This window comes from Anaeromyxobacter sp., assembly GCA_016718565.1.
Classification (GTDB): Bacteria; Myxococcota; Myxococcia; order Myxococcales; family Anaeromyxobacteraceae; genus JADKCZ01.
The window spans coordinates 895,921-908,171 of record JADKCZ010000001.1 but is presented as its reverse complement, the minus strand read 5'-3'; the positions used below and the strand labels follow the sequence as shown (position 1 = coordinate 908,171).

The 12,251-nt window shown below is 74.9% G+C and carries 8 protein-coding genes; 5 read left to right on the top strand and 3 right to left on the bottom strand.

The genetic code is table 11. The features are described from left to right. Positions 1–51: 51 nt before the first annotated feature. The 5 genes from IPO09_03925 to IPO09_03905 all read left to right on the top strand — a co-directional run bounded on the left by IPO09_03925 (position 52) and on the right by IPO09_03905 (position 9,676). Positions 52–1,776, top strand: a complete 1,725-nt coding sequence (locus IPO09_03925) for a S1 RNA-binding domain-containing protein (protein MBK9516502.1) — start codon at positions 52–54, stop codon at positions 1,774–1,776. 262 nt (positions 1,777–2,038) lie between these two features. Continuing rightward, entirely contained in the window at positions 2,039–3,820 is a 1,782-nt protein-coding gene (locus tag IPO09_03920) for a phosphoenolpyruvate carboxykinase (GTP) (GenBank protein MBK9516501.1), read from the top strand. Positions 3,821–3,944: 124 nt separating this feature from the next. Further along, positions 3,945–4,691: an NRDE family protein gene (locus IPO09_03915; GenBank protein MBK9516500.1), complete on the top strand. Its 747-nt coding sequence runs from the start codon at positions 3,945–3,947 to the stop codon at positions 4,689–4,691. 34 nt (positions 4,692–4,725) lie between these two features. Further along, a complete protein-coding gene (locus tag IPO09_03910; protein ID MBK9516499.1) occupies positions 4,726–5,061 on the top strand; it encodes a DUF971 domain-containing protein in 336 nt (111 codons plus the stop codon). Positions 5,062–5,251: 190 nt separating this feature from the next. Next, positions 5,252–9,676, top strand: a complete 4,425-nt coding sequence (locus IPO09_03905) for a S8 family serine peptidase (GenBank protein MBK9516498.1) — start codon at positions 5,252–5,254, stop codon at positions 9,674–9,676. A gap of 148 nt (positions 9,677–9,824) precedes the next feature. Here the strand turns inward: IPO09_03905 and IPO09_03900 are convergent, their stop codons facing one another. The 3 genes from IPO09_03900 to IPO09_03890 form a co-directional block, all read right to left on the bottom strand. Next, a complete protein-coding gene (locus IPO09_03900; protein MBK9516497.1) occupies positions 9,825–10,742 on the bottom strand; it encodes a phosphohydrolase in 918 nt (305 codons plus the stop codon). Positions 10,743–10,836: 94 nt separating this feature from the next. After that, on the bottom strand, positions 10,837–11,349 hold the full coding sequence (gene smpB / locus IPO09_03895; protein ID MBK9516496.1) for an SsrA-binding protein SmpB: 513 nt from the start codon (positions 11,347–11,349) through the stop codon (positions 10,837–10,839). 25 nt (positions 11,350–11,374) lie between these two features. Then, complete coding sequence (locus tag IPO09_03890; protein MBK9516495.1) at positions 11,375–12,244, bottom strand: pantoate--beta-alanine ligase; 870 nt, start codon at positions 12,242–12,244, stop codon at positions 11,375–11,377. Positions 12,245–12,251: the final 7 nt, after the last annotated feature.

Below are 12,251 nucleotides of genomic sequence, written 5' to 3'. Positions count from 1 at the left end.
CCGGCGCGCCCCTCCCCGCGCCATTTCGCGTGTGCTATGCCACCCCCGCCCATGACCGACGAGAAGAAGCCCGCAGGCCCCGTGGTGATCCGCAAGGGGCACGTCAAGCCGCCGCCGCCCGGCACCCCCCTCGAGGTGCCGGTGGTGGAGTCCCTCGACGCCGCCCCCGCCCGGACCGAGAAGCCGGACGGACGGCCGCTCTGGCAGCGCCTGGCCGATCAGAAGAAGGCCGAGCTGGGCGGGGCCGCGCCGGCGCCCGCCTCCCCGGAGGCCGCGCTCCCCTCGGGGGCGCCCGCCGCCCCGCCGGCCGCGCCCGCCCGCGAGGGCGCCGGCGGCGTGCAGCCCCGCTTCCAGGGCGCCCGCGGACCGGGCGGCGGCCGCGGCGGCCCGCCCGGGCGCGGCCCAGGCGGCCCAGGCGGCGAGCGGCGCGGCCCGCGCGGCGAGCGCGACAAGCCGCGCTTCCCGAAGTTCGACCACGACGCCGGCCAGCCCGGCCAGTCCAGCGCGCCCGGCCTGCCCGCCGGCGAGCCGCCGCCCGCCCCCGAGGCGGCCGTGGCGGACGAGGGCTCCTTCGCCGACCTGCTGGCCGGCGCCGCCGGCGCCAGCCAGAAGCGCCGCCGCTTCCAGGCGGGCGAGAAGGTGGCCGGCAAGATCATCCAGATCGGCCAGGAGACCACCTTCCTCGACCTGGGCAGCGGCCTGGCCGACGGCATGATCGAGACCATCGAGCTGCAGGACGCCGAGGGCACCGTCACCTCCCGGGTGGGCGACATCCTCGACGCCGTGGTGGTGAAGGGCGGCGACCGCGGGGTGCAGGTCAGCATCGGCCGCGCCAGCGCCACCTCGCGCGACCACGCCCGGGAGGCCGTCATCGAGGCGGCCCACACCGGCCTGCCGGTCGAGGGGCTGGTCAAGGCCGTCAACAAGGGCGGCCTCGAGGTGGAGGTCCAGGGCGTGCGGGCCTTCTGCCCCATGTCGCACATCGACGTCCGCTTCGTGGGCGACGCCACCACCCTGATCGGCCAGAAGCTGCAGTTCCGGGTCACCAAGGCCGACGACCGCGACGTGGTGCTGTCGCGCCGCGTGCTGCTGGAGGCCGAGCGGGCCGAGAAGGCGGCGCTCACCCGGCAGCGGCTCCAGGCCGGGGCGGTCTTCGAGGGCACCGTCACCAGCGTGCAGGACTACGGCGCGTTCGTGGACCTGGGCGGCGTGGAGGGGCTGGTGCACGTCTCCGAGCTGGCCTGGGACCGGGTGTCGAAGCCCCAGGACCTGCTGAAGAGCGGCGACGCCGTCACCGTGACGGTGCTGCGCATCGACGAGGACCCGAAGAAGGGCGAGCGCATCGCCCTCTCCGTGAAGGCGCTGACGCCCCGCCCCGAGCCCAAGCCGGTGGCGCCCGGCGCCGAGCGGCCGGCCCGCCCCGCCCCGCCGCCGCCCCCCAAGGCCGGCGACGTGGTGGAGGCCGCGGTGGACAAGATCGAGTCCTTCGGCCTCTTCGTGAAGTTCGCCGGCGGGCGCGGCCTGGTGCCCGCCTCCGAGACCGGCACGCCGCACGGCACCGACCTGCGCCGCGCCTTCAAGGCGGGCGATGCCTTCCCGGCCCTGGTCCTGCAGATCGACGAGCAGGGGCGCTTCCGGCTCTCCAAGACCGGCGCGGTGGACGCCGCCGAGCGGGCCGACGCCCGCGCCTACATGGAGACGCAGAAGCCCAAGGGCGGCGGCAAGGGCTTCGGCACCCTGGGCGACCTGCTCAAGGCCAAGCTCGGAAAGTCCTAGGACCACGGGTACAGTCGGCCCGCGCCGGGCGGGCTGGTCGCGCCGCGGCCCGCCCGCCTCGGCGACGGCGTGGCGCGCCTCGCTCCACGGGCCCGATCGCAATTCCTGCGCCGCGGGGCGGCCTGGAGGCGTGCCCCGCGCCCCGCCTGCGACGGTTTGAGGACTGGATCGCGCGGTTGGGGGTGCGCTAGCGTGTCTCCCCCGCAGACCCGCTGGACCTAGGGGCCTTTTCCCTCAATTCCGAAGAACGAGGATCCCGCTGATGGCCACCACCGCACCGACCACCCACGCCGCCCTGCTCCGCTGGGTCGACGAGACCGCCAAGCTCACCAAGCCGGACAAGATCGTCTGGTGCGACGGGAGCGACGCGGAGAAGAAGCGCTTCACCGAGGAGGCGGTCGCCGCCAAGATCCTCATCCCGCTCGACCAGAAGAAGTGGCCCGGCTGCCACTACCACCACTCCAACGTCAACGACGTGGCCCGCGTCGAGCACCTCACGGTCATCTGCACCCCGACCAAGGAGGAGGCCGGCCCCACCAACAACTGGATGGCGCCCGCCGAGGCCTACGCCAAGCTCTCCGCCATCTACGACGGCTGCATGAAGGGCCGCACCATGTACGTGGTGCCCTACATCATGGGCCCGGCCACCTCGCCCTTCTCCAAGGTGGGCATCGAGATCACCGACTCGGTCTACGTGGCCCTCAACATGGGCATCATGACGCGCATGGGGAAGGTCGCCCTGGATCGCCTCGGCGCGGACGGCGAGTTCAACAAGGGGCTGCACGCGGTGGCCGACTGCAACGTGGACCGCCGCTGGATCTGCCACTTCCCCCAGGACAACGCCATCTGGTCGGTCGGCTCGGGCTACGGCGGCAACGCGCTGCTCGGGAAGAAGTGCCTGGCCCTGCGCATCGGCAGCTACCTGGCCAAGAAGGAGGGCTGGCTGGCCGAGCACATGCTCATCCTCGAGGCCGAGGCGCCGACCGGCGAGGTCAGCTACGTGGCGGCGGCCTTCCCGTCGGCCTGCGGCAAGACCAACTTCGCCATGATGATCCCGCCCAAGACCTTCGACGGCTGGAAGATCCGCACCGTGGGCGACGACATCGCCTGGATGCGCGTCGGCGAGAACGGGCAGCTCTGGGCCGTCAACCCCGAGAACGGCTACTTCGGCGTGGCCCCCGGCACCAACCGCAAGACCAACCCGAACGCCATGGACAGCGTCCGCAAGGACTCGCTCTTCACCAACGTGGCCCGCACCAAGGACGGCGACATCTGGTGGGAGGGCTGGGACACCGAGGCCCCGGACGAGCTCATCGACTGGAAGGGCGAGGCCTGGAAGAAGGGCTCCAAGGACAAGGCGGCCCACCCGAACAGCCGCTTCACCGCGCCGGCCGCCAACAACCCGGCCCTCTCCTCCAAGGTGGACGATCCGGCCGGCGTGCCCATCTCGGCCATCATCTTCGGCGGCCGCCGCTCCACCACCGTGCCGCTGGTGCTGGAGGCCTTCAACTGGACCCACGGCGTCTTCATGGGCGCCACCATGGGCTCGGAGACCACCGCCGCCGCGGTGGGGCTCAAGGAGGGCGTGCGCCGTGACCCCATGGCCATGCTGCCCTTCATCGGCTACGACGCCGGCACCTACCTGGGCCACTGGCTGGAGATGCAGGGGAAGATCCCCAACCCGCCCAAGGTCTTCATGGTGAACTGGTTCCGCAAGGACGCCGCCGGCAAGTTCATGTGGCCGGGCTACGGCGACAACATGCGGGTCCTCAAGTGGATCCTGGACCGGAGCCACGGCCGCGTCACCGCCAAGGAGACGCTGGTGGGCAACGTGCCCCGCCCCGAGGACATCAACCTCTCCGGCCTCGACCTGACGCCGGAGGACGCCCGCAAGGTGATGGACGTCGATCTCGCCGACTGGGAGACCGAGCTGGAGAGCCAGCAGGAGTGGTTCGACAAGCTCGGCAAGACCCTGCCGAAGCCCATCTCGCTGCAGCGCGACCTGCTCCTCGAGCGGGTCAAGGCCGCCCGGAAGGCCACCTAGCGCCCCCCGCACCAGGCGGTCCGCACCACCAGATGGGCCCGGCCGGTCGGCCGGGCCCGTCGTCGTTCCAGGGGCCCGCGGCCGGGGACGGGACGCGGCGCCCGGACCGCGCTACAACCGGACCATGTGCACCCTCGCCGTGGCGCTCGGCGCCGATCGCCGCTGGCCCGTGGTGGTGGCCGCCAACCGCGACGAGCGGCTGGGCCGGGCCGCCGAGGGCTGGGCCCTGCGGGAGGGGCCCGGCGGCCTGCGCTACGCGGCCCCGCGCGACGCCCTGGCCGGCGGCACCTGGATGGGCGTCTCGGCGCGCGGGGTGGTGGCGGCGCTCACCAACTTCCACGCCCCCTTCGCCTGGTACCCGGACCCGGCGCGCCGCTCGCGCGGCGAGCTGGTGCCGCTGGCGCTGGCCGCCGGCGGCCTGGCCGAGGCCCGCGCCGCCCTGGCGGCGCTCGACCCCTCGGCCTGGAACCCCTTCCACCTGCTGGTGGCCGACGCCGGCGGCGGCCTGCTGCTCTGGTACGACGGCGAGGCCAGCCAGCTCGAGCCGCTCAGCCAGGGGCTGCACCTGGTCACCGAGACCTCTCCGCACGGCGTGGGGGCCCGCGGCGAGCTGCTGCGCGCCCGCTGGCCGGTGGACCCCTCGCCGGACCGGCTGCGCCGCCTGCTCACGCTGCACGCCCCGGAGCACCCCGCCCCCACCTGCGTGCACCGCGACCCCTTCTACGGCACCCGCTCCGCGGCGGTGCTCCGCCTGGCGCCCGACCTGGCCCACTCCGAGCTGCTGGCCGCCGACGGCCGCCCCTGCCAGGCGCCGCTGGAGGACCGCTCGGCCCTGCTGGTGGCGCTGGCCGCCGCCAGCCGTTCACCTTGACGGGGGCGCGGCGGCGGGGCAGATCCCGCCCACCATGGGACTCCTCGACCGCATCGCCTTCAAGCAGACCGCCTCCGAGCCGCCCGAGACCATCGACGTCAACGCCCGGCAGGAGATCGTCATCCGCTGGCCCGGCCAGCCCGAGGTGGCCATCCCGTCCAAGGCGCTGCGCGACCTGTGCCCGTGCGCTGGCTGCATCGAGGAGTTCACCGGCCGCAAGCTGCTCGACCCGGCCACCATCCCCGACGACATCCACCCGACCCGCATCGACCCGGTGGGCAACTACGCCATCCAGTTCCACTGGTCGGACGGCCACTCCAGCGGCCTCTACACCTGGCAGACCCTGCGCACCGCGAGCGGTCCGCGCTGACCCCTCCCCAGACGGGTACGTGTCGATTCGTCGCACCTTCAACCTCGCGCCACGCCTGGGTACATCGCAAGCCGCCGCTTGGAACCTCCGGCGGCTCATGCTACTCGCGCACATCCTGCGTATCTGTAGGTCCCGGTCTCCCGCCCCCCGCGGAGCGCCGGCCTCGTTCTCCCCGGAGGCGTGCATGGACATGTCGACTCGAGGTCGTTCCCTGTCGTGGTCGCTCACTGCGGTGCTGCTGGCCACGGCCTGCAGCAGCCAGCCCGCCAGCGAGCCGGGCGCCGCTCGCACCGCGCTCCTGTCCACCGCCTCCGGCAGCGCGCAGCGCGCCCCCGTCGGCCGCGACGCCGCCCCCATCCACGCCCTGGTGCAGCTCACCGAGCGGGCCACCGCGCTGCAGTTCCGCAGCCGGCTCTCCGGCCTCTCCACCACCGACACGACCACCGACGCCACCACCGAGGCCACCCTGGCGGCCGTGGCCCAGCTGCGGGTGGTGGAGACCGAGCAGGCGGCCTTCGCCGACCGCGTCCAGGCCGCGCAGGTCCCTGGCACCACCGAGGTCTACCGGCTGCAGCGCATCTACAACGGCATCGTCTACGTGACCGACGCGGCCGGCCTGGCCCGGCTGCGCGGCATCCCGGGCGCGCGCGCCGTGCACGTCCTCGGCACCCACCAGGTGGAGAACTCCCTGGGCGTGCCCTTCATCGGCGTGCCCCAGCTCTGGTCGCTCGGGGTGCCGCTGCACGGCGAGAACGTCCGGGTGGGCGTCATCGACACCGGCGTGGACTACACCCACGCCAACTTCGGCGGGCCGGGCACCACGGCCGCCTACGCCGCCAACGACCCCGACCAGGTCGAGGCGGGCACCTTCCCCACCGCCAAGGTGGTGGGCGGCTGGGACTTCGCCGGCTTCTCCTACGACGCCCGCGGCGCCGCCACCGCCTTCCCCATGCCCGACGCCGACCCGCTCGACGGCGCCGGCCACGGCTCCCACGTCACCGGCACCATCGCCGGCCTGGGCGTGAACGCCGACGGCACCCCCTACGCGGGCCCATACGACCTGAGCCTCGATCCGGCCACGCTGCGCATCGGCCCGGGCGCCGCCCCGGCCGCCTCCATCTACGCCCTCAAGGTCTTCGGCGACCTGGGCGGCTCCACCTCGCTGTCCGCGCTGGCGATGGAGTGGGCCACCGACCCGAACGGCGACGGCAACTTCGCCGACCACCTGGACGTGGTGAACCTGTCGCTCGGCTCGGCCTACGGCAGCTCGTCCGACACCGAGTCCGCCTTCTACACCAACGCCGTCAACGCGGGCGTGGTGGTGGTGGCCTCGGCCGGCAACTCCAACGACGTCTACTTCATCACCGGCGCGCCGGGCGCCACCCCCTCGGTGCTGAGCGTGGCCGCCACCAGCGTGGGCGAGTTCCCCGGCCTCAGGGTCAACGCGCCCGCCGACCTGGCCGGCGTCAAGCCGGTCGGCACGGCGGCCTTCGGCCCGCCCATCATCACCCCCATCACCGGTGACGTGGCGCTGGGCGCCCTGGCCTCCAACCCGGCCGACCTGCTCGGCTGCGGCGCCATGTCCCCCGACGTGGCCGGCAAGATCGCCATCGTCCGCCGCGGCACCTGCACCTTCCTGGTCAAGACCCAGAACGCCGCCGCCGCCGGCGCCATCGCCGCCCTCATCGTCAACAACGCGCCGGGTGATCCGGCCGGCATGGCCGGCGTCGACCCGGCCCTCCTCATCACCGGCCGCATGCTGAGCCTGGCCGACGGCAACGCCGTCATCGCCAAGCTGCAGGCGGTCCCGGCCGAGGTGGTCAACGTCACCCTCGACGACTCCATCAACTTCCAGGACCTGACCAAGGCCGACACCATCGCCAGCTTCAGCTCGCGCGGCCCGAGCCGGCTGCTCGGCCAGGTGATGCTCAAGCCGGACCTCGCGGCCCCGGGCGTCAACGTGGTCTCCACCTCCGCGGGCTCGGGCTTCCTCGGCGAGAGCCTGAGCGGCACCTCCATGGCGGCCCCCCTCACCGCCGGCGCCATGGCGCTGCTCCGCCAGCTGCACCCCACCTGGACGCCGGCCGAGCTCAAGGCCCTGGCCATGAACACCGCCGGCCACGACGTCTTCGACCTGCCCACCACCTCGGCCACCCGCCGCCGGATCGGCCCCGGCCGCCAGGGCGCCGGGCGCATCGACGTGCTGGCCGCCAGCGGCTCCTCGGTGGTGGCCTACGACCTGGCCGCCCCGGAGCGCGTCAGCGTCTCCTTCGCCACCGCCGACGTGGCCACGGTCAGCAACGAGACCCGCACCGTCCAGCTCAAGAACAAGGGCGCCGCCGACGTGACCTACGACGTGACGGTGGACGCCGTGGTGACGCCGCCGGGCACGCTGGTCAGCGCCGGGGTCCCCACCGTGACGGTGGCGGCCGGCGCCACGGCCGGCGTCCCGCTGCTGCTGGCCGCCGATCCGGCTGCCATGGTGCGGGCGCGCGACCTGACCGTCCCCGCCACCTCGGCGGCCGGCGGCAACCAGCCGCGCTCCTGGCTCTCCGAGGCCTCCGGCTACCTGGTGCTCACGCCCCAGGGGGGCGGCGCGGTGCTGCGCGTCCCGTACTACGCGGCGCCCACCCCGGCCTCCGCCATGGCCACCACCGCCCCGCTGGGCACCACCGGCGCGGTGGGCCTCTCCGACCTGACGCTGGCCGGCACCGGGGTGGACACCCTGGCGCTGGCCGTGGCGCCGCAGCAGGGCGTGCTCTCGCTGGTGACGCCCTTCGAGCTGTCCTACGCCAGCCCCAAGGCGGCCCCGGTGGGCGGCCAGCTGCCCATCGGCTACGCCCAGGCCGAGACCGACCTCGCCAACCTGCGCTACGTCGGCGTGACCAGCAACGTCACCGACCTCGGCGGTGACCCGGCCTCGGCCGAGCTCTACTTCGGCATCACCACCTGGGGCCGCTGGGGCACGCCCAGCGACGTGGAGTTCGACATCTACCTGCGCCAGGCCGGCGCGCCCGACTGGGAGTTCGTGCTCTTCAACAGCGACCTGGGCCGCTCCTCCACGGTGCCCGGCACCGACGTGCAGGTCTCCCGGCTGCTCAACCTGGCCACCGGCACGGTCGTGACCCAGGACTTCGTCAACGGCATCACCGCCGCGCAGGCGCACGTGCCCATGTTCCTGACCGACGCCATGGTCCTGCCGGTCTACGCCGCCGACCTGTTCCCCGGCGCCACCACCGACCTCGAGTTCCAGGTGGTCTCCTTCTCGTCCGCGCTCGGGGCCCCGGTGGACGTCACCCCGGTGCTCCGCTACGACCTGCTGGCGCCGGCCTTCGCCACCGAGATCGACCCGCTGCTCACCACCCTGGGCCCCGGCTACACGCCGTTCCGCGTCGACGCGCCGGGCGCCACCATCTCGGTGGCCTACGACCTGGGCCGCGCCCGGGCCACCCAGGTGGGCTCGCTGATGCTGCTGCACCACCACAACGCGGCCGGGCTGCGCGCCGAGGTGGTCCAGGTGGCCGGGCTCTCCTGCACCGTGAACGCCGACTGCGCCACCAGCCCGGCCACGCCGGTCTGCGACGCGGCCAGCGGGGCCTGCGTGGGCTGCACCAGCAACGCCGACTGCTCCGGCCTGGGCGCCTCCTGCGACACCTTCGAGACCCGGACCTGCCTGAGCGCCGACTGCCGCCGCCCCGGCGCGCCGGCCTGCGCCGCCCACTACAGCTGCAGCGCCGATCTCGGCACCTGCAACCCCAACCAGGCCATGGTCCTGCCGCTGGTCGTGCCGCCCAACACCTTCTGCCCGGCCGGCGGCCTCCAGGTGAACACCGGCTTCGACGACGACCACAGCGGGGCCCTCGACGCCTTCGAGGTGCAGACCACCAACTACGTCTGCAACGGCCTCTCCGCCACCGTGGCCACCGAGGCGGCCGGGGCCAACTGCGCCAACGGCGGCGTCCGGGTCAGCGTCGGCAGCGGCGCCCCGACCTACGTCTGCAACGGCGCCACCGGCGCCACCGGGGCCACCGGCGCGGCCGGTGAGAGCGCCACCGTGACGCCCGAGCCGGCCGGGACCAACTGCGCCAGCGGCGGCCTCCGGGTCAGCGTCGGCAGCGGCGCCCCGACCTACGTCTGCAACGGCGCCACCGGCGCCGCCGGCGAGGGCGCCACCGTGACGCCCGAGCCGGCCGGGACCAACTGCGCCAACGGCGGCCTCCGGGTCAGCGTCGGCGCGGGCACCCCGGCCTACGTGTGCACCGGCGCCACCGGGTCCACCGGGGCCACCGGCGCGGCCGGCGAGAGCGCCACCGTGACGCCCGAGCCCGCCGGCGCGAACTGCGCCACCGGCGGCCTCCGGGTCCAGGTGGGCACCGCCGCCCCGACCTACGTCTGCAACGGGGCGAACGGCACCGACGGGACGGATGGCCCCACCGGGCCGACCGGGCCCTCCGGCCCCACCGGCGGCACCGGCCCGACCGGGCCCACCGGTCCCACCGGGCCGAAGGGCTCGAGCGGCTGCAGCAGCGTGGGCGGCGGCTCGTCGGCCTTCTCGCTGCTCGGCCTCGGCCTGCTGCTGTGGCGGCGCCGCCGCACCGCGACGGCCGCGCGCTAGCCCTCGAGTGACGGCCAGGGCGGCCCACGCCGCCCTGGCCTGACCCGGAGGACCACGAGACACCGAGGGCCCCGCTGGCGACCGCCGGCGGGGCCCTGCCACGTCCAGGCCAGGCGCTCGGAGGCGGTGAGGGGATCCCCGGAGCCGCTCAGCCGCCGGGCGGGTCCGGCGCGGCCTGCGGCACCGACACCGACGTGTGCCGGTTCACCTCCGGCACCTGTCCCCCGCGGTGGCCGCCGAAGGTCACGGCGCGCGGATCGCCGCGCCCGCCGCGCAGCGCGTGCACCAGCAGCTTCACCGTGTTGGCGTCGGCGGTGCCCGCCCGGGCCTCGTCCACCAGCAGGTCGGCGGCGGCGCGCACGTCGTAGGGCTCGGAGCGGAAGGGGCGCGGCTGGGTCAGCGCGGCGAAGGCGCTGGCCACCGCCACCACCTCCACCGAGCGCGACGGGGCCCCGGCCAGGTGCGGGTAGCCCTGACCGCAGCGCCAGTGGTGGCCGTGCGCCGCGCCCACCGCCGGGTGGACCCCCAGCACCCGCGCCAGGTGGTAGGCGCCGGTGAGGGGGTGGGCCGCCACCTCGGCCGCCTCCTGCCGGGAGAGCCGGTCGCGGTTGCGCACCAGGCGCATGGGCACGTGGCGCATGCCGAGGTCGTGCAGCAGCGCGGCGGCCGCCAGGTCCGGCACGCCCTTCAGGTCGCCCACCGCCGCCAGCAGCATGCGCACCGCCACCGCCGCGGTGGCCAGCCCGTGGCGGTAGAGCCCCGGGTTGGCGCGCTGCACGCCGGTCAGCTCCTCGAAGAGGATCTCCGGCAGGCGCACCTCGAGCAGCGCCCGCTCCACCACCCCGCGCACCGCGGCGTCGCCGAAGAGGTGCTTGTAGGCCGGGTCCTCCAGCGGGCCGCTCACCTCGCCCCGGTGGGCCGTCTCGGCCAGCCCCCGCCGCGCCGCGGCCGGGGTCCGCCGGGCCGCCTCGCCGATGGCCTGCGGGGAGAGCACGAAGCCGGCGGAGGCCAGGGTGGCGCCGCGGCAGTCGATGAGGTCGTGCTGGAGGGTGATCCGGTCGTACATGGCCCGTCCGGGGAGGAGCCTACACGGACGGCGGGACGGTGCCCACCGATCCCCGCGAGGGAGCGGCCGGAGCTGGCGCGGGGAGGGGCGCGCCTCAGCGGCCCTGGCGCTTGCGGCCCCGGCCCAGCTCCCGGTCCATCTCGCGCTTCGACTCGCGCTCGGCGATGGCGCCGCGCCGATCCTGGTGGGTGCGCCCCTTGGCGAGCGCCAGCTCCACCTTGGCCCAGCCGTCGCGGAAGTGGAGCTGCGTGGGGACGATGGTGTACCCGGCCCGCTCCACCTTGCTGATGAGCTTGTCGAGCTGGGCGCGCCCCACCAGCAGCTTGCGGTCGCGCAGCGGCAGGTGGCCGAAGAGCCCCGCCTTGTCGTACTCGCCGATGCGGCAGTTCATGAGGAAGAGCTCGCCCTTGACCGGGCGGGCATAGGCGTCGGCCAGGTTGGCGTTGCCGGCGCGCAGCGACTTCACCTCGCTGCCCTGCAGCACCAGCCCGGCCTCGAAGCGCTCCTCGAGGTCGAAGTCGAAGCCGGCCTTCTTGTTGCGCGCCACCACCGTGAGGCCCTCCTCGGCCCCGCCGCCCCTCTTGGCCCCACCCGCCTTCTTGCTCACGGCCCGCCCCCGCGCCCAGGCCGCCTCACGGCAGCACCAGGTTGTCGATGAGCCGGGTCTTGCCCACGAAGGCCGCCAGCAGCAGCACCGCCCCGGGCGTGGCCTCGGCCAGCGGCGCCAGCGTCTCCGGGTGCACCAGCGCCACGTAGTCCACCCGCGCCCCGGCCTCCGAGAGGCGCCGCCGGGCCCGCTCCGTCAGCGCCGCCGCCGCCCGCCGCCCGGCCAGCACCTCCTGGCGCGCCTCGAGGAGCGCCCGCGACAGCGCCAGCGCCCGGCCGCGCTCCTCCGCCGACAGGTAGGCGTTGCGCGAGGACATGGCCAGCCCGTCCGGCTCCCGCACGATGGGCATCCCCACCACCTCCAGCCCCAGGTCCAGGTCCAGCGCCATGGCCCGGATGACCGCCAGCTGCTGCCAGTCCTTCTCGCCGAAGAGCGCCAGGTGCGGCCGGGTCAGGTTGAGGAGCTTCAGGACCACCGTGGCCACGCCGCGGAAGTGGCCCGGGCGCGAGGCGCCGCACAGCCCCTGGCTGGCCTGCTCCACCGTCACCCAGGTCTGGTGGCCGGGCCGGAAGACCTGCCCCGGGTCGGGCGGGGCCAGCACCCAGTCCACCCCGGCCGCGGCGCAGGTGGCGAGATCGCCGCCGAGGTCGCGCGGGTAGCGCGACAGGTCCTCGCCGGGCCCGAACTGGGTGGGGTTGACGAAGATGGTGGCCAGCGCCAGGCCGCGGCGGCCGCCCGCGTCGGCGCGGCGGCGCGCCTCGGCCAGCAGCGAGGCGTGGCCGGCGTGCAGGGAGCCCATGGTGGGCACCAGCGCCAGGCGCACGCCCTGGTCGCGGGCCGCGAGGCAGCGCGCCTGCCAGGCGGCCGGGTCGGTGACGAGCTCGGGGGTGGTCACGGGGTCC